This window comes from Micromonospora sp. NPDC005206, assembly GCF_040608175.1.
In the GTDB taxonomy this organism is placed as follows: Bacteria; Actinomycetota; Actinomycetes; order Mycobacteriales; family Micromonosporaceae; genus Micromonospora.
This window is the reverse complement of record NZ_JBEXHU010000046.1, coordinates 1-17,282: the sequence shown is the minus strand read 5'-3', so window position 1 is coordinate 17,282 and position 17,282 is coordinate 1. Positions and strand designations below refer to the sequence as shown.

The following is a 17,282-nucleotide window of genomic DNA, read 5'->3' as shown; positions in this document are numbered from 1 at the left end:
GCCCCCAGCTTCGCCAGACCGCTGCGACGGCCCGACGGAGAAGGTCTCTCACCTCCACACAATCCAACAGCGCCTCACGGCGCACTCTCCCCGGTGGTCAACCCTTTGGCATACAGCGACAGGATCGCCTCGTTGAACCCATCCAACCGGCGGGCATGCTTCGGCGCGATCCGCGGAGCGAATGATCCGGCCCGGTCCCGCGGCACCTGGATCCGCACCGGACCCACCTCGGTCTGCACCGTCTTCGCCCCGTGACCATTACGCACGTTGGCCCGCCGGCCAGTCGTCTCATCGACACCCGCCTCGTCAAGGTGGGCATCCAGTTCGGCGTCGAGCGCTGACTCGAGGACGGTCCGGGTGATCCCGGCGAGGAGCCCGCCTGGCCCCACCAGGGACACCCCGTCGGCCTTGGCCCGCTCGACCAACTGCTGCGCGAACTCCACCACCGCCGCCGTCGGCCGCGGAAGTGGAGCAGCGTTCTTCTTGTCTGCCATGACGTGGTCCTTCCCGGACAGGATCAACGTCCTGTCCAACGGACCACACCCAGGTCAAACACGGAAACCTACGCAGTCCCGGGTGCCGTGACGAACGAACGTCAGATAGCCAGCCGGCGGGCGATGACAGGGATCACGATTGCGGCAGCGACCAGGTGTGCGAGCACGAGCGTGCACTCGATGGCGAGATTGGCGTTGACCAGGAACGGTGGTACGAGCGACAGCGCGGTGAGTGCCACCGCGGTGCTGACCCAGGTGCGTGCCGGCTGGGACGCCCAACGGCGGATCGCCAGGGCGATGAGGATGCCCACAACGCCGAAGATGAACGTGAGCTGCGTGAAGCCGACCAGCGGAATCGACGCGCCGCTTTCGGGTAGCTCGAAATCGACGCCGACGGCCATGGCGGTGGCCGCGACGGCCGTCACGGCGACGGCGGCGGCAGCCGCTGCGGCCAGGCCCGGCAGGAACAGGGGGCTGCGCTGCTGGCTGTGGGTGCTGAGCTGAACGTTGGGGCCGGTGGAGGTCATGAGCATCCTTTCCATCTGTCGGCATTCTCGGTGCCGGCTCAGGCGTGGCTGGGCCGGATGTTGTGGTTGAGGTGAAAGATGTTCTGCGGATCCCAGACGGTCTTCAGGGCGGTCAACCTGGCGAGCTTGGCGGCCGGATATGCACGGCGTAGCCCGCGTTGCCCCTCGTCGGCGGCGAGCGAGTTGACGTAGACGCCGTCGGCGTACGGGTCGAGCGCCGCTCCGGCAGCGCGCGCCGCCGCCATCCGGGTGTCGTCCTCGGATGGCTCCGTCCAGCGGGAGCCGGCGCTGAACTCGAACGTGGTGCCGCGGTGGCTGAACGCGGCGTCGGCGTCCGCGACGTCGGCGATGGCGCCGCCGTGCGCCTGCAAGCCGACGCCGGGCAGGTAGGTGCCGGCGTGCAGGTCCGACGCGCCGCGCAGCAGTAACGCCTCGATCGCGGCGGTGGGGAACTGCCGCAGGTAGTGCGCGCTGGAGTACCGGCGGTAGGCGTGGCCGCCGGTGGTGTCGTCACGTTGCTGGAGTTCGAGGTACGACGGCGTGGTGACCCGCTCGGCGACCGGGTGCCCGAGCGCGCGCATCGCCGGCAGCAACCGGCGACCCTGCGCCGCGTCGCCGACCCAAACGAAGCCGACGGTGGCGATCGGGCCGATGGCCGTACTGTGAACATCGGCGGTGAAGGTCGCCTGCCGCGGTGCGACGGCGTTCAGGTCCCGCCAGCCTTCGAGCACCGGCACGGCGTCCTCGGCGCGGAAGTCGAACTCGGCGACCAGGGTCTGCGTTCCGGTGTGATGCAAGTCGAAGTCGAAGTCGGTGACGATGCCGAAGTTGCCGCCCCCGCCGCGCAGGCCACAGTAGAGGTCGGGGTTCTCGGTTCGGCTCGCGGTCACAACGTCCCCGTCGGCGGTGACCATCGTGTAGGAGACGACGTTGTCGCAGGCCAACCCGTGTTGGCGGGCGAGCCAGCCCATGCCGCCGCCAAGGGTCAGGCCGCCGACCCCGGTGTGCGAGACGTTACCTGCGGTCGTGGCGAGGCCGTATGACTGCGACGCCCGGTCGAGTGCGCCGAGCAGCGCGCCGCCCTGGACCCGGGCGCGCCGCCGGATCGGGTCGACCCGAACGTTGTTCAACGGGGTCAGGTCGATCATCAGGCCGTCCGCGGGGACGGCGAGGCCGGCCACGTTGTGCCCGCCGCAGCGCACCCCGATCTCCAGGTCGAGTTCGCGAGCCAGGCGCACCGCGGTCACCACGTCGGTGACGCTCGCGGCCCGCGCGATCATCCGCGGACGGCGGTCAATCATGGCGTTCCAGATGGTGCGGGCCGCGTCGTAACCCGGGTCGCCCGGGGTGAGGAGGCGGCCGTCGAAGCGAGCGCTGGTCACTGTGGTCATACGTCTGAGCCTGACGGAAATCGGTACACCCGGTAAGGTCCGATTGCATGGGCCGAATCAGGACCAATTCCAGCACGGCGCAGGACCTGCTCATTGATGTCGACCGGTCCGCGGCCGAACCGCTGCACCGGCAGATCGCCGCCTCGATCCGGGGCAGCATCCGGGCCGGCCGGTTGCGTCTCGGGACGTCCCTGCCACCCACCCGCACCATCGCAACCGATCTGGGAGTGTCGCGTGGCGTCGTGGTCGAGGCCTACCAGCAACTCGTCGCCGAGGGCTACCTCACCAGTCGGGCTGGCGGCTACACCCAGGTTGCGGTCGAGCCGGTTCCGCCGCCAGCGGATCGCCGCGCCGGGGATCGGTCGGCGGCCCGGATCGACTTCGGGTACGGCCGCACCGACGTGTCGTCGTTCCCCCGGGCCGCCTGGCTGCGTTCGGTGCGTACGGTCCTCACCACCACGCCGAACGAGCGCTTCGCCTACCTCGACGGGCGTGGCGTGCCCGAACTGCACACGGCCCTGACCGACTACCTCAACCGGGTCCGCGGCACGTTGGCCCGCCCGGAGAACGTCGTGATCTGCAGTGGCTACGGCCAGGGCGTCGCGCTGCTGATCCAGGTGCTCGCGGCGCGCGGCGCCCGCCGGCTGGCCGTCGAGGACCCATCCGCGGACGACGACGCCCGCCGCGTCGCGGCCGCTGCCGGCCTGGAGGTGATCGGCGTCCCGGTCGGGCCGGACGGCATTCTTGTCGAGGAGCTCGAACAGACCGACGCGGACGCCGTCGTGCTGACGCCCTCGCACCAGTGGCCCACCGGCGGGGTCCTGTCGGCCACCGCTCGAGCCCGGGTGATCGGCTGGGCGCAGCGTCGCCGCGCCGTGGTGATCGAGGACGACTACGACGCGGAGTACCGCTACGACCGCTCGCCCGTCGGAGCCATGCAGGGGCTGGCGCCCGACACCGTCGTGTACTGCGGCACAGCGAGCAAGACCCTGGCGCCAGGGCTGCGCCTCGGCTGGCTGCTGGCGCCGTCACACCTGGTTGACGAAATCGCGGCGGCCAAGGTTCTGGCCGACCGCGGCTCTCCCGTCATCGACCAACTGACCTTCGCCGACTTCCTTACTCGCGGCGAATTCGACCGGCACCTGCGGCGAATGCGCCCGGTCTACCGCCGCCGCCGCGACGCACTCCTGGCTGCGCTGCGCACACGGCTGCCCGACCTGGAGCCGGACGGTGTCGCGGCGGGCCAACACGTCGTAACCTGGCTCCCGCACGACCTCGACGAGGCTGCGGTCGTGGCTGCCGCCGCCCGGCACGGACTGGTCGTGCAAGGCGTCTCCCGGTACCGATTGAGCCCTGCCGGACCCGGCGGGCTTATCTTCGGCTACGCCACCCTCACCGAACGCGCCATCACGAACGGAGTGGAAGCCCTTGCCGACGCGGTCGCAGAGGTCCGTGCGCACATCTGACCCGAGCCGTTCGCTACGGAGCATGACGGAGGTTGTGGTGTGGGATGTCCGCCCGTGCCGCGAACCGAGGGCTACGCATTGGCACCGCCGAACTCGTTGATGGTGGTCGCAGTGTCACGCCCCGGTCTTGCACCATGATGAGGGTCCGGTCAGCCTCATCACGACGGCTGCGCTGCGCCGGCTGACGGAACTCAGCGGCGGCGAACCTGGCGGCATGGGCGTCGACCCGCTGCGGTTCCGGGCCAACCTCCTGATCGACATTCCCGGCAGCGGCTTCCCGGAAGAGGGCTGGCCGGGGCGGCGGCTGCAGGTTGGCCCGGACGTCGTCCTGCGGCCGGTCCGGCCGCTCACTCGGTGCGTGATGATCGACATGGCACAGGATCGGGCGGTCGAGCGGAACGATCTGCTCAAGACCCGCCACCGAGCTTCTCGGCCCGGACCGGCGGGCGGCTGGGCTCTGGAAAATGACGCGAAAAGTACCCGCGATGTTACGAGACTGTTTCCAAGATTGCCGGCAGGTAAAAGTTTCTCCTGGAAGATCGCCGCCGCTCCTACGTTTCGGCCACCGCCACCCCGCCGTGGCGGCCGGCACCGAATGTGGAGGACGACGTGCCACGACCGAAAACACCCCCGCCCGGACGGATCAGGCGCGCCCCGGTGAGCGTGCTGGCCACCGTCGCGCTGATCGCGGCAGGGCTGGCGACCGCGCCAGCCGGTGCCGCAGTGGCGGCAACGCCGACCAGCAGCGGACCGACCGCCCGCTACCTCGTGCAACTCGCCGAGCAGCCGTTAGCCACCTACACCGGCGGCGTAGCCGGACTGGCCGCCACCAAGCCGACCGGCGCCGGCCGGCTCGACCGCAGTTCCCACGCCGCCACGGCGTACCGGGAGCACCTGCGTCGGCAGCGCGACACGGTACTGGCCGGCGTGAAGATTCCCACCAGCCAGGCCCGGGCCGCCTTCGACACCGCCTTCAACGGCTTTGCCGTCGAGCTGAACCACTCACAGGTGGCCCGGCTGCGCGCCACCCGGGGCGTGACCGCGGTGTATGAGGACCAGAAGGTGCACGCCACGACCTCGCACACCCCCGACTACCTCGGTCTGACCGGGCAGGGCGGCGTGTGGCAGCAGCAGTTCGGCGACGTCGCCCACGCCGGTGAGGGCGTCATCGTCGGGGTCATCGACAGCGGCTTCTGGCCGGAGAGCGCCAGCTTCGCCGCGCTGCCCACCCCGCGCCCGGACCAGGCAACCATCGACGCGAAGTGGAAGGGCACCTGCGACGTCGGTACCGAGGCGCCGGTCACCTGCAACAACAAGGTGATCGGGGCCCGCTGGTACAACTACAGCGGGTTGGCCGATGTGTTCTCCGACGAGTACCACTCGCCCCGCGACCGCAACGGTCACGGCACCCACACCGCGAGCACCGCCGCCGGCAACCACGGCGTACCGGCTTCGGTCGGCGACCAGTCCCTGGGGACGATCTCCGGCATGGCGCCGGCGGCGCGGCTGTCAATCTACAAGGCGCTCTACGACACCGGCGCCGGCTCGGCGGCGGGTAGCAGCATTGACATCGTGCACGCCATCGACGACGCGGTCGCCGACGGCGTCGACGTCATCAACTACTCCGTCGGTGACGACAACGAGAACTTCACCGCGATCGAGCAGGCCTTCTTCAACGCCGCCGCCGCTGGGGTGTTCGTCTCGGCCGCGGCTGGCAACGCCGGCCCCGAGGCCGGCACCGTCGACAACTCGACCCCCTGGGTGACCACGGTTGCCGCGAGCACCACGGACCAGCAGTACAGCCGGACGCTCACCCTCGGCAACGGCACGACCGTAACCGGTGTGGGCGTGGGCGGCACCGCCGCCGGGCCGGCACCACTGGTTTCGGGAAAGGCCAGCGCGCTGCACCCCGACACCCCGCAGAACGCCGAACTCTGCACCGACGGCGAACTCGACCCGGCCAAGGTCACGGGCGCGATCGTGTTCTGCCGGCGGGGGGTCATCGACCGGGTTGCGAAGAGCGCCGCCGTGGCGAAGGCCGGTGGTATCGGCATGGTGCTCTACAACGACGCGGCCAACTCACTCGACCCTGACCTGCACTCGGTGCCCACCGTGCACATCTCCAACACCGACGCCCCGGCCGTCGCCAGCTACCTCGCGGAGGGCAACCCGACGGCGACGATCTCGGCGGGCCAGTTGACCGCGGTCGAGGCGCCCCAGATCGCCGGGTTCTCCTCGGCGGGGCCGTCGTACTTCAACGGCGGCGACCTGCTCAAGCCGGACATCAGCGCGCCCGGCGTGGGCATCGCCGCGGCGTTCTCCCCGGCGCTCGGCGGGCAGGACTTCGCTCTCGAATCGGGTACGTCGATGGCGGCCCCACACATCGCCGGCATCGCCGCGCTGCTGCGGGCCCGGCACCCTGACTGGTCACCGGCGGCGATCCGCTCGGCGCTCATGACGACCACCGTGGACACCACCGACAAGGGCAATCCGATCAAGCTCGGTGACGCGGACGCCACGCCGTTCAACTACGGCGCCGGTGAGGTCCGCCCGGGCGGCGCGTTCGACCCGGGCCTGGTCTACGACTCCAACCAGCAGGACTGGCAGCGATACCTGTGCGGGCTGGCTGCGAAGGGCTCCCAGGTACCCGACGACGACTGCGCCACGACCGGTGCGATCGAGACGAGTCAGCTCAACTACCCGTCGATCGCTATGGGCAACATGGTCGGAACCCAGACCGTCACCCGCACCGTCACCAACGTCAGCACCAAGAAGGGCACCTACACCTCATCGGTGCGGGCGCCCGCCGGCTACCGGGTCAAGGTCACCCCGGCCAGACTGAACGTGCTCCCGGGCCGGACCGCGACCTTCAAGGTGCAGATCACCAACGAGGCCGGGGCGGTCGACGCCTGGGTTGACGGCTCCCTGACGTGGCGGGACAAGTCCCAGCACCAGGTCACGATCCCACTGGTCCTGAAGAACACCGGGCTGGTCGCGCCCGACCGGATCGCCGGCACCGGCACCTCCGGTAGCTTCTTGATGACCGCGCAGGTCGGCTACCGGGGCACCCTGGCCGCGCAGCCGATCGGGCTGACCGCCGGCACCAGCACCACGACCACCCTGCGCGGCGACGCGCCGATCTGGGACTGGAACTCGCCGGACAACCTGCCGGTCCCCATGCCGGCGTCGCTATACCGGGGCACGGTGCACGTACCCGCCGGCACGGTCAACGCGCAGATCGTCGTCACCGGGGAGAAACCGCTCTGCACGGACATCGACTGGAGCGCAGACCCGCTGCCGGCGTGTGGCGACTTCATGTTCTATGTCTACGACAGCACCGGCAAACTCGTCGAGTACAAGTACGGCACCGGAGACGGCGCCAACATAGTGCTGCCCGGCGCCGGCGACTACACCCTGATCATCGAGCAGTTGTACACCCTCAACACACCAACTGGTCAGGGCGTCAACACGTACACCATCACCACCCTGCTGCCCGGCGCGCCCGGCACCTCGGTGGGCCGGCTGACCGTCAGTCCCAAGCAGGTCAGCGTGATGGCGGGCGCGACGGTGAAGCTGACGCTGCGCTGGTCCGGGCTCACCCCCGGTCGCCGGTACATCGGCGTGGTGGTGCTGAGCAACGGTAAGGAGCCGTTGAAGACCCTGCCGATCACGGTGCGGTCGTAGCTCCTAATCCCCGCGGCCGGACGGGCCGGCGGTGTGCCACAGGTCACCGCCGGCCCGCCCGGCCGTCCACCGGATCAGGTCCGGATGATTGGCTGCCCGCGCGAGCGGCGACGGGCGATTTGACGGGCACGACACGTGGGGCGGGTTCGAGTCCCTGGTCCGCCCTGGACGCCTGCGCGGACCCATCGAGTTCGTCGGCCGGGCGGCCGAGCTGGCGACGCTGCGCCGCCTCATCGAGACGCCACCCTGTTTGGTCCTGCTGGAGGGCGAGCCCGGCATCGGCAAGAGCCGGCTTGTCGCGGAGCTGCTCACCGGCTACACCCGACGTCGGTTGGTCGGCGAGTGTGACGACGTGCCGGAGCCGTTCCCGCTCGGTGCCCTGCTCGACGCCATCCGGACCGGTGCCGACGAGCTGGGCCCGGTCAACCCGGTAGCCGGCGCGCTCGCCCCGCTGCTGCCCGAACTGGCAGACCGGCTGCCCCCCGCACCGCCCCCGCTGAACGACCAGCCGGCCGAGCGGCACCGGCTGCTCCGTGCGGTCGCCGCGGTGCTCACCGCGCTCACGCCCGCCGTGCTGGTGCTCGAAGACCTTCACTGGTCCGACCCCGCGACCTGCGAGTTCCTCGCCTACCTCGGCGCCCACCCGATCGCCCACCTGGCCGTCGTGCTCACCGCCCGGCCCCCGGCCCCCACCGGCGGCACGCCCATCCACGACGCGCTGGCCCGCACCCCGCCGGGGGCGGTGCGGCGGATCGCGCTACCACCGCTGAGCGCCGGCGACGTACGCGAGCTGGCCGCCCGTACCTTGCGGCTGGCCGACCCGCCGCACCGGCTCACCACCACACTGCTGAACCGCACCGCCGGCATCCCGTTCGTGCTGGAGGAGGTACTGCGTTCCCTCGCCGAACGGGGCGGCGATCCGCTCGCCGACGACACGGTCCCCTTCGTACTCCGGGACGTGCTGCTCTGGCGGCTGCGCTCGCTCGACGAATCCACCCGCGCGGTGCTCGGCGCCGCCGCGGTGCTCGGCCTGGTGCCGGACAATCGAACCCTCGCCGCAGTGCTCCGCCTCCCCGGCGACGCGGTCCGCGCGGCGCTGGATGCAGCGCAGCACGCCGGCCTGCTGCACGAGGCCACCGACGGGCTGCGGTTCCGCCACGACCTGGCCCGCCAGGTGGTGTACGACCTGCTTTCCCCTGGCACCCGGCAGTGGCTGCACCTGCGTACCGCCCGCGTGCTGGAGCAGTCGCTGCCCCGGCCGGTGGCGCAGCTCGCCCACCACTACCGGCTCGCTGGCAGCGGCGCCGACTTCGTCCGCAACGCCGAAGCCGCCGCCGACCTGGCCACCGAACGCGGTGATGACGCCACCGCCGCCCGGTTCCTGCTGCAGACCATGGACCTCGCCGAACTGCCTCGTCCGGTGCGCGTCCGGCTCGCCGCGAAGCTGGGCCGCTCAGCCATCGACGGCCTCAGCCAGGCACCCGTGATCCCGGTCCTGGAGCGGCTGCTCGCCGACCGGCACCTGCCGCCCGGCGCCCGCGGCGAACTGGGCCTGGTGCTCGGGCGGATGCTGCGGCAGCAGGGCGAGGAGCTGCGCGGGTACACCGAGATTGAACGGGCCGTGCCGTACCTGCGCGCCCCACGACGCCGGGCGCAGGCGCTCGCGGTGCTGGCCGCCCCCGACACGGTGGTCGGCCGGCACGTGCGCGACCATCTGGCCCGGTGCGCGGCGGCGGCGGAGGAAGCGGCGGCCAGCGGCGACCCGGTCGCCCACCTGGAGGTGCGGATCGCCCGCGCCTCGCTGCTGCTGGAGCTGGGTGACCCGACGGCCTGGCTGGTCATCGACGAGATGCGCGCCTCGTCGGTCCTCGCCGACCGGCCCCGCGAACACGTGCGCGCCTGCCTGAACTGGGCCCAGGGCGCCCTGCACGCCGGGCACCTGGACCGGGCCTCGGCCCTGGCCTCAGCCGCCCGGCGGCTGATGGAGGCGACCGAGTACGAGCGGCTGCTCGGCCTCGTGGAGGTGACCGAACTGGCGCTCGACCGGGCCGCCGGGCGGCTTGACGGGCTGGCGGACCGCCTCGCCCGGCTGGCCGCCACCCCGGAGCGGATCCCGTTCGCCGGGCTCGACGTCCGCGCCGAACTCGCCACGGTCCTGGCCTGCTCGGGATCCCCGGCCGCGGCGGAGCGCCAGTTCCGGGACGTGATCACAGAGGCCCGGCGGGTCGGCGCGATCCTGCCGCTGGTGCAGGCCAGCTCGGGGCTGGCCCGCCTGCTGCTGCCTGACCGGCCCGACGACGCGGCGCGGCACGCGCTCGACGCAGTTTCCCTCGTCCGGGACAAGGGCATCTGGGCCTGGGCGGCGGAGGCGGTCCTCGTGCTGGCCGAGGCCGCCGTGACCACGGGCGAGCCGGGACGGGCCGCGCCGATTGTCACCGAACTCGCCGCCGGCATCGAGGGCCGTGACGCGCCGGTCGCCCTGGCCAACCTGCGGCGCTGCCGCGAACTGGTGCCTGCCTGACCGCTACGGCGCGGTTGGTCGGACCGCGCCGTCGAGCTGTGCCGCGACCACGGGGGAGCCCTGCCGGAGCCGCCCAGGGCGCGCACGGCGTTCGGCATCTCGGCGCGCCGTACCGGATTGGTCTCGTGGTGTTCGATGTGGGCGATGTGGCGGTGCCTGAGCTCGGCGAGGTGGGCGACGATCAGGCCGGCGCCGACGAAGTCGTCGTCTGCGACGGTGTCGTAGACCGCCGTGTCCGTGCCGGCCGACGACGACGCTGGGTATGGTGCGCCGCCGTGCCCGTCCGGGAGACGAAGGCCAGGCTCTGGCGTGGCTACTTGCGGACCCGGCCGCCGTCGAGGCGCACGTGGCCGCGCTGGTCGACACCGCCACCGACGTGCTCCGGTTCCTCGTCGCCCGTTCGGGCGGCGAGTCGCTGATCGACCGGCCCCGCATCGCCCCGGTGTCCCGCCCGCTGCGCCGGGTGCTCCTGGCCGCCCTCAACCGGATCGGCGCGGTACATCTGGTGGAGGACATGCGCCGGCACCGCCGGGCGTGGATCGTCGCTGGCGAGCGGCTGCACCCGGGCGAGTACGCCCACCGGTGGCCCGCCGTCGCGCTGGCGTTCGCCGTTCTGCGCGACACCGAGCTCAACGTGCACCCCTCCGCCCCAGGACGTCGGCGCATCACCACCTACTGCGGCGTGCCCAGCATTTCCGTTTTGACGCCGCGGCGGATCAGCAACAAGGTTGGCGGCCAAGCGGCGAAGAACCCGATGATCAACCCGACCTGGATAATGAGCCAAAACACCGGACTACTAGGCCGCAGGGTCTCGTGGAAAACAAGAAAATGCATTAGCGCCAGCCAGCCTAATAGGGCGAACTCGAAGACGGACACGGTCAGCAGGTCGGTCCTGAAAAATTTCCGCATTGCGGCCCACGTTCTTCGACCACCTGTGTGAGCCGCAGTAGAGTAGCGAAATGCAACGCCTACGGCCACTGCGCCTATATAGTCGCCGACGACTTCGGGCCACAGTGTGCTGCCGAATATCTCGAGGCCAACGCCGTAGGTGATAGGCGTAGCAATGATGACACCCAGAGTACAGTGCGTCGCACAATGATAAGTTACGATTATCGTAGGAGCGTGTCGCGACATCCTGGGCGGTTTGCCGTGCCGGTTCAGCCACCGGGGAGACTGGGGTCTACCCCACTTTCTGTAGGCCAGGACGGCTGCTGGGCCAAGGTAGAGGGCGGTTGCCGGCCAGACTATCTCCATGACCTTGACCGGCTGACGATATCCAAAAACAAGTTGGTCAACAACGACAACGGCGGTGCTGGCCAACCCCACAAAGAGCACAGCCCACGAAAGCATCATGAGCCACGTCGGTTGCACAATCATCTCCGTTCGCTCTAGGGCACTCGACAAGAACCGACTCAAAGCGCATCCAGTACCGGCCGACCTGCTCGACAGCTTCCTCGCCCACACCGGCCTGACCCTCGAACCCAACTCAACCTAACCATTCAAGATCTGTAGTCACGACCCGAAACCCAGGCTGGAATGCCTCAAGGTCGACGGCGGCGTCACCGCCAACGACCTGTGCATGCAACTGCAGGCGGAAATCCTCGGCGTGCCGGTCAGCCGCCCGGTGGACGGTCCAGCTCACCCTCGACTGGGTCGAGGTCGACTGACCGCACCCGGCTTCCGCAGGGTCACTGTCAGCGCCCGGTGGATTGACCCGCGCCGAGCAGCCGCTTGATCTCTGCGGCGGGCCGGATGGGCCGGTGCGACGGCCAGGAAACGCCGCAGCGTCTGCTCCGCCTCGGCCGACCGGCTGTTCCGCTGCGCCAGCCCCAGCACCAGCAGGCTGTCGGGGGAATCTGGCTCGCGGGCCAGGACCTCTCGGGCGGTTCGTTGCGCGCCGCCGCCGTCGCCGGCCCGCAGCAGCGCGAAGGCGAGCCGCAGCCGGATCCCATCGTCGGCCGGTCCCGCAACGCCTCCTGGTACATCTGCGCCGCGGCGTCGTACCGGTTCTGCGTCTCGAGGTCGTGGGCGAGCTGGAGGGCGACCGCGACCGGGTCCGCCGGGGCCGGCCGGGCGGGCGGGTCGAGCCGGTCTGCGACGACCGCGACGGACGCCACCACGCCCACCGACGCCACCCGCCACACCCGCCGCGCGCCCCGGGCGTCCGGTTGCCAGGGCGCGGCGGGACGGGCCCTGGCCCGGGCCCGTCGGAACTACCTTCCTGACCGCCCCGGGCGAAGTCACAGCGAGCCCGATGGAAGAGACGCATGAGATGCGGCCCGCCGGGCAAGATCATACAACAGGGATCTGCTGCACGAACGGATCTGTTGAACGAAGGGTTGATGGCTTTACCGTTTCCGGTTCGACCGCAGCGCGTGCCGATGCGTGGGCGGTTCGGCCGCGGAGTCGTCAGTGGACGCGGTGGTCCTGGATCGTGATACGCGGGCCGAATCGGGGTTTGCGGAATCCGCTGGCGGAGATGAGCCGCACGATTCGCTGCCGGTGCCCACGCCACGGCTCGAGCAGCTCGAGCATGCCGTCATCGTCGACGGGGCTGCCGGTGAGCGCCCAGCCGACCTCCATTGCGAGGTTGTAGTCGCCGACGCTCACCGAATCCGGATCGCCGTGGGACCGCTGGGTGGTTTCGGCCGCTGTCCACACGCCGACGCCGGGGATGCTGCGCAGACCGGCGCCGACGCGCTCGTCTCCGGCGTCGAGACTTGCCAGACGATCCACGGAGGCGGCGACTCTGCTCGCGGCGATGGCTGTGCGGGACTGTGACGGCTGTACACCGGCCCGGTGCCAGGCCCAGGATGGGATGAGGCTCCACTCCTGCGCGCTCGGCGTGACTCGCAGACCGTGCGGCGCCGGTCCCGGCGCGGCAGAGCCGTAGCGGACGACGAGGTAGCGCCAGGAATGGTGCGCCTGCCGACCGGTCGTCTTCTGCCCCAAGATGGCAGCGACGAGCGCGGAGAACACGAGTCCAGTTCGAGTGAGGTGCAGGCCGGAACACCGGCGGCGTACCTCAGCGAGCCGCGCGTGACCGGAGAGGTCGAGCCCGCTCCAGTCGTCGCGCGCGCCAAGCAAATCCGGTACGGACGTTCGCGCCCACTCGGCGCCGTCTCCCCACGCCCGGATCCGGACCGCACCCCGATCCGCACCCGCCCCCATCTGGACGTGCAGCGTCGCGGGGCCGTCGGGGGTGCGCACCGCGCGCCAGAACCCATCCGGCGTTGAGAGGAACGTGGGGTCGCCGTCACCGGAGAAGAGCGGCCGCACCGTCGCCCGCAGGTCCACCTCGTGGCGAGGCCGGTACACGTCCTCGTGGACGAACTCGGGGTCCGCGTCGAGGGGCATGATGTGAGCGTTGAGTCAGCGAGGGTAGCTCAGCCGAGGTCGCGTTCGAACGCGGTGAGCTGCTCGTCGTCCTGGCCTCCCACGGGTTCGTGCTTGGGGTACGCGCCGGAGCCGGGATGGATCTTATCGATGAGGTCGGTGTACTCCGGGTGGCGGGCAATGAACTCACCCACGACCGGGCAGATGATAGTGATTTTCTTCCCGCTCTCGCGGATCTCGTCCAGGACGCGAGAGACGAGTTCCGTGGCTACCCGATGGTTGCGGTAGGCGGGATCGACCCAGGTCGTCAGCAGAACGACACGGCCGCCCACGAACCGGTACGGGAGCTCGGCGATCGCTTCGGCACCGAGGGTGGCGATCCATCGCCCGTGCTCCGCGTCGTTGATGACATCGAGCTCCCAGCTGGACTCCACCTCGCTAAGACCTGACTTGTCCAAAGCGGCGATGATCGCCGCGTTGTTCTCTTCACGGGCGACCGCCTCGGCCTCGAGATTGATCGTCATCGTCACACTTTCTGTCGGGGAGCTAATAGGTGGGTTTAGGACCGGTGTGAACCCTTTGGTCACTCCCGGGTGCGCAGGGTCGATGAGGTCGGCGTACTCGGGGTTGTGCTCGATGAAGGTGCGCACGATCGGGCACAGGATGGTGACGGTCTTGCCTTGCGCGCGTACGTCGTCCAGGACGCGTCGGATCAGTTCGGTGGCGATGCCCTGTTTGCGGAACTCGGGGTACACCAAGGCGGCCAGCAGCACGAGTCGGTCGTCGCCGGCGACGTTGTAGGTCAGCCCGGCGATCTCGCGGTCGCCGACGATGGCGTCGTAAATGCCGGCTTGCTCGTCGTTGACGACGGCGAAGTCGAATGCGGGGGCATGGGGATCATCGAGCACCTCGTCGATGAGGACGGCCTGGTCCTGACCGAGGGTGCCTTCCTCGTCGGGGTGTCCGGCCTCGTCGGGGTACTCGAAGGCGTAGCGGGTCGGCTCAGCTGGGCCGGTCATGGGGGTGCCCCTTCGTTAATGGTCATCAGATCGGTCCCGGGTCGCGGCGATAGTCGTACTCGTCCAGCCGCATGTCGTCGACAAAGGCGTAGGCGCAGCTATCGACGTACTTCTCGCGATCGATGGGCGTCGACGAAACGGTCAGCGCCCCGCTCACGGCCGAGTGAGGTCCGGATGACGGCGAGGTTCGTCACATGATTACTCACCGTGCTGGCTGTTCTCGGCCGTGTCGGTCTGCGCGTTGCGTGCGGCGATGGCGGTGAACAGGGTAGCGATGAGGGCAAGTGCACCGTAGCCGAGCGCAATCTGCGGCAGCGAGAAAGTGTGGGAAAGTCGGCCGGCGATGAGGGCCGGGATCGTAGCGCCGCTATAGCAGAGTAGGTAGATCACGCTGAGGATCGGTGCCCGCTCGGCCAGTGTGCTTCCGTGCAGCAGACCGCGAGTGGCGGCGCTGATGGCGATCCCTTGAGCGGCGCCGGCGACGATCGTTGCGGCGATGAACAACGCCAGTGTGCCGGTGGCGATCGCTGTGATGATGCCGATCATTCCGGCTAGGAAGGCGATCATGCCGAGACGTTGAGCTGCCGTTGTTGTGAACCGGCCGCCGAGGGGAGCGCCGAGAACGCTGGGACCCATGTAGGCGGCGAACACCAATCCGACGATGAGCGGGCTGCTGGTGTGGAGCTGGTCCTCGACCAGCGCAGGCACGAACGCTTGGTAGAAGGCCCCGGCCGCCCAGGTGGCCAGGAACACCGCCGCCGCGACGGGGAGCAGATGCCTGACCCGGGCCGGCACGTAGACCCGAGGTCGCAGCGATCGCCAAGCACCCGGCATCCGAGTCACGGTCTCCGGGCTGACGGCAATGAGACCGACAGACAGGAGGAGAAGGCCGATGACAACCAGGAAGATGAGGTCGCGTGGCCACGGCCCGAACTGAACCAGGGCGCCGGAGGCGATGGCGCCGACGGCGAGGCCAAGCATGACTGTCTGGCTGGAGGCGACAGAGGCCAACCACACAGGCCTGGCGGGTGCGGCGTCGACGATGTACGCAGTGAGGCTGCTACTGGCCAGCCCGGCACCAAGGCCCATCAGGAGCCGGCCGGTGATCAGGATGCCGATGCCGTGCACGTTCAACAGCAGCACACAGCCCAAGAGGAGCAGGACGAGGCTGGCGATCGAGGTGGGCCGTCGGCCCAGATGATTGGACAGTCGCCCCAGCACCAGCAGCGTGGTCAGAGTGGCGGCGGAGTACGCGACGACGGTCATCGAGATGCCGGCGTTGGTGAACCCGTCCTCGGCCCGATAGATGTTGAAGAGCGGGATCGTCGAGCCCACAGCGGCAAACGAGGCCACCAGGGAGACCACCGCAGATATGAAGGTCAGCCGGAGCGTTCTGCCCCGGCCGGCCACGTTGGTCACTGCTGCCGTGTTGAGCATGGAGCTGCGCATTTCTGTTGTCCTGAACTATCCCTTGGTTCCCGTGTGGTCCCTACCCGAGTGCAGAGATGTCTCGCGACCAGGAGCCTCGTTCGACCGGCGTCAGGCGCCCGGAGCGATCGCGCAGGCTGAGACGCAGACCCAGGTGCCCTCACGCTTCTGGTACACGTCCGTGTACAGAGCTTCCTGCTCCGCGCCGTCCGCGATCAGGGTGTAGGAGGCGCGGCCGTGGATCAGAGCAACGTCGCCGAGGATGCGGATCTTGGCCTCACGCAGCGCGAGATCCTTGAAAGGGCGCGGCTTAGCGATGTACTCGAGGTACTCGTCGCGGTTGCGGGTGACACCCGGTGTCTGCACGATGAAATCCTCAGCAAGAAACTCACTGAAGCGCTTGGCATCGCTGGCCTGGTCCGCATTGTTGTAGTCAAGGTTGAGCTGCTCGAGGATCGCCAGATCTTCGGTGGACTGCGTGGTGTCATTCATTTTCTTGCTCCTTCTGTGTGTGGTTCGACGTTCGCTGTAGGTGGGCACAACGAACGGCGTCATGGTCCGACTGTTTAGTGTCGGTTTGCGGCGCCGTCTTACCTCAATGTCACGATCTCGCCCCGTTGTGCGGTTCATCGGCGACGAACGTGAAGCCGCGGGTGGTCATGTCCGTGCACCGACGCTCAGTGGCCGAAAGGACAGCTCGGGCGGACACGATCCCGATCGGTTTCCATCAGCCGCGCCTTCCTGTAGATCCTGGTAGTGACGGTCCAGATACGCGGATCCAGCAGCATCCGAGCCGTAGTCTGAGTGGAGGCTGTGGCCGGGCGTATCACCCCGTGACCGAGTACCTACGCAGGCTAGCCTGCGCGGACTAGATGGTCCAACCTGTCGCTCGTGGCCAGAACCGCCCAGACCTCGTGAACCATCACCTCGGGGTGTTTTGAGCTGTGCTTAGAGACGGTTAGGACCAAGGCGCCCCCAGCTGAACTCGCTCCACGCCAAACCCAGAGACGGACTCATCAGTCCGTTAAGGCTAGGGTACGCCGTCGTTCACGCATCTGGGCGGCGACGGTGTAGCGGAGTCGTCCGTGCTCGTCGAGGCGGCCCAGGAGGAGCGTCTCCGGATTGGCGAGGCTGGGGGTGACGCCGCCGATGATGGCCTCGGTGGTGTGGTAGGCGCGGTACTTCTGCCTTATCTGCACCGTCAGGCCAAGGGAAGTGACGGGTGCCTGCGCACGAGCCACCTTGGCGCCTCGTCACGTCGGGTAGCGCGCGGATCGCGGCAGACATCCCAGGATTCAAAATGTCAAGCGGCTGCTGTGCTGTGGTGAGCCCAGGCCTTGTGTTCGTCGTAGATTGAGCGGGTCTTGAGGCATCCGTGGAGGATGCCGACGAGGCGGTTGCCGAGCTGGCGCAGCG

15 protein-coding genes and 2 pseudogenes are annotated in these 17,282 nt (G+C 69.3%); 5 read left to right on the top strand and 12 right to left on the bottom strand.

Going from position 1 to position 17,282, the window contains the following annotated elements; all coding sequences use genetic code 11:
* Positions 1-74 precede the first annotated feature (74 nt).
* The 3 genes from ABZU69_RS35835 to ABZU69_RS35825 all read right to left on the bottom strand — a co-directional run bounded on the left by ABZU69_RS35835 (position 75) and on the right by ABZU69_RS35825 (position 2,412).
* On the bottom strand, positions 75-494 hold the full coding sequence (locus tag ABZU69_RS35835) for a transposase (protein ID WP_354968683.1): 420 nt from the start codon (positions 492-494) through the stop codon (positions 75-77).
* A 101-nt stretch (positions 495-595) separates the two neighbouring features.
* Positions 596-1,021 carry a DUF6069 family protein gene (locus tag ABZU69_RS35830; protein ID WP_354968682.1) on the bottom strand — a complete coding sequence of 142 codons (426 nt, stop codon included), beginning with the start codon at positions 1,019-1,021 and terminating at the stop codon, positions 596-598.
* Between the two features lie 38 nt (positions 1,022-1,059).
* Positions 1,060-2,412 carry an FAD-binding oxidoreductase gene (locus tag ABZU69_RS35825; protein ID WP_354968681.1) on the bottom strand — a complete coding sequence of 451 codons (1,353 nt, stop codon included), beginning with the start codon at positions 2,410-2,412 and terminating at the stop codon, positions 1,060-1,062.
* A 47-nt stretch (positions 2,413-2,459) separates the two neighbouring features.
* On the opposite strand from ABZU69_RS35825, the gene ABZU69_RS35820 reads away from it, so the two are divergent.
* The 4 genes and pseudogenes from ABZU69_RS35820 (at position 2,460) to ABZU69_RS35805 (ending at position 10,083) form a co-directional block, all read left to right on the top strand.
* Positions 2,460-3,878 carry a PLP-dependent aminotransferase family protein gene (locus ABZU69_RS35820; RefSeq protein WP_354968680.1) on the top strand — a complete coding sequence of 473 codons (1,419 nt, stop codon included), beginning with the start codon at positions 2,460-2,462 and terminating at the stop codon, positions 3,876-3,878.
* A gap of 118 nt (positions 3,879-3,996) precedes the next feature.
* Positions 3,997-4,257 (top strand): annotated as a pseudogene (locus ABZU69_RS35815) (MOSC domain-containing protein); the annotation flags it as partial.
* 278 nt (positions 4,258-4,535) lie between these two features.
* The gene (locus tag ABZU69_RS35810; protein ID WP_354968679.1) at positions 4,536-7,562 is read left to right on the top strand and encodes a S8 family serine peptidase; all 3,027 of its coding nucleotides are present in this window, start codon (positions 4,536-4,538) and stop codon (positions 7,560-7,562) included.
* Between the two features lie 88 nt (positions 7,563-7,650).
* Complete coding sequence (locus ABZU69_RS35805; protein ID WP_354968678.1) at positions 7,651-10,083, top strand: AAA family ATPase; 2,433 nt, start codon at positions 7,651-7,653, stop codon at positions 10,081-10,083.
* Between the two features lie 313 nt (positions 10,084-10,396).
* Here ABZU69_RS35805 and ABZU69_RS35800 read toward each other — a convergent pair whose 3' ends face one another.
* On the bottom strand, positions 10,397-10,723 hold the full coding sequence (locus ABZU69_RS35800) for a hypothetical protein (RefSeq protein ID WP_354968677.1): 327 nt from the start codon (positions 10,721-10,723) through the stop codon (positions 10,397-10,399).
* Between the two features lie 32 nt (positions 10,724-10,755).
* The gene (locus ABZU69_RS35795; RefSeq protein ID WP_354968684.1) at positions 10,756-11,217 is read right to left on the bottom strand and encodes a DUF4396 domain-containing protein; all 462 of its coding nucleotides are present in this window, start codon (positions 11,215-11,217) and stop codon (positions 10,756-10,758) included.
* 397 nt (positions 11,218-11,614) lie between these two features.
* Here ABZU69_RS35795 and ABZU69_RS35790 point away from each other — a divergent pair.
* A pseudogene (locus ABZU69_RS35790) lies at positions 11,615-11,710 on the top strand (FGGY-family carbohydrate kinase); the annotation flags it as partial.
* Between the two features lie 67 nt (positions 11,711-11,777).
* On the opposite strand, the gene ABZU69_RS35785 reads toward ABZU69_RS35790, so the two are convergent.
* The 7 genes from ABZU69_RS35785 to ABZU69_RS35755 form a co-directional block, all read right to left on the bottom strand.
* Positions 11,778-12,218 carry a hypothetical protein gene (locus tag ABZU69_RS35785; protein ID WP_354968676.1) on the bottom strand — a complete coding sequence of 147 codons (441 nt, stop codon included), beginning with the start codon at positions 12,216-12,218 and terminating at the stop codon, positions 11,778-11,780.
* Positions 12,219-12,492: 274 nt separating this feature from the next.
* The gene (locus ABZU69_RS35780) at positions 12,493-13,440 is read right to left on the bottom strand and encodes a DNA-3-methyladenine glycosylase 2 family protein (protein WP_354968675.1); all 948 of its coding nucleotides are present in this window, start codon (positions 13,438-13,440) and stop codon (positions 12,493-12,495) included.
* A gap of 29 nt (positions 13,441-13,469) precedes the next feature.
* Complete coding sequence (locus ABZU69_RS35775) at positions 13,470-14,438, bottom strand: GNAT family N-acetyltransferase (protein WP_354968674.1); 969 nt, start codon at positions 14,436-14,438, stop codon at positions 13,470-13,472.
* A gap of 25 nt (positions 14,439-14,463) precedes the next feature.
* Positions 14,464-14,595: a hypothetical protein gene (locus ABZU69_RS35770; protein WP_354968673.1), complete on the bottom strand. Its 132-nt coding sequence runs from the start codon at positions 14,593-14,595 to the stop codon at positions 14,464-14,466.
* Positions 14,596-14,636: 41 nt separating this feature from the next.
* On the bottom strand, positions 14,637-15,887 hold the full coding sequence (locus tag ABZU69_RS35765; RefSeq protein WP_354968672.1) for an MFS transporter: 1,251 nt from the start codon (positions 15,885-15,887) through the stop codon (positions 14,637-14,639).
* A gap of 90 nt (positions 15,888-15,977) precedes the next feature.
* Positions 15,978-16,358: a nuclear transport factor 2 family protein gene (locus ABZU69_RS35760; protein WP_354968671.1), complete on the bottom strand. Its 381-nt coding sequence runs from the start codon at positions 16,356-16,358 to the stop codon at positions 15,978-15,980.
* A gap of 524 nt (positions 16,359-16,882) precedes the next feature.
* On the bottom strand, positions 16,883-17,065 hold the full coding sequence (locus ABZU69_RS35755; RefSeq protein WP_354968670.1) for a hypothetical protein: 183 nt from the start codon (positions 17,063-17,065) through the stop codon (positions 16,883-16,885).
* Between the last annotated feature and the right edge of the window lie 217 nt (positions 17,066-17,282).

Bases quoted from the DNA above. Each gene is read 5' to 3' on its own strand.
- ABZU69_RS35835 (WP_354968683.1), bottom strand. From the start codon at position 494: ATGGCAGACAAGAAGAACGCTGCTCCACTTCCGCGGCCGACGGCGGCG.
- ABZU69_RS35830 (WP_354968682.1), bottom strand. From the start codon at position 1,021: ATGACCTCCACCGGCCCCAACGTTCAGCTCAGCACCCACAGCCAGCAG.
- ABZU69_RS35825 (WP_354968681.1), bottom strand. From the start codon at position 2,412: ATGACCACAGTGACCAGCGCTCGCTTCGACGGCCGCCTCCTCACCCCG.
- ABZU69_RS35820 (WP_354968680.1), top strand. From the start codon at position 2,460: ATGGGCCGAATCAGGACCAATTCCAGCACGGCGCAGGACCTGCTCATT.
- ABZU69_RS35795 (WP_354968684.1), bottom strand. From the start codon at position 11,217: ATGTCGCGACACGCTCCTACGATAATCGTAACTTATCATTGTGCGACG.
- ABZU69_RS35780 (WP_354968675.1), bottom strand. From the start codon at position 13,440: ATGCCCCTCGACGCGGACCCCGAGTTCGTCCACGAGGACGTGTACCGG.
- ABZU69_RS35775 (WP_354968674.1), bottom strand. From the start codon at position 14,438: ATGACCGGCCCAGCTGAGCCGACCCGCTACGCCTTCGAGTACCCCGAC.
- ABZU69_RS35765 (WP_354968672.1), bottom strand. From the start codon at position 15,887: ATGCGCAGCTCCATGCTCAACACGGCAGCAGTGACCAACGTGGCCGGC.
- ABZU69_RS35760 (WP_354968671.1), bottom strand. From the start codon at position 16,358: ATGAATGACACCACGCAGTCCACCGAAGATCTGGCGATCCTCGAGCAG.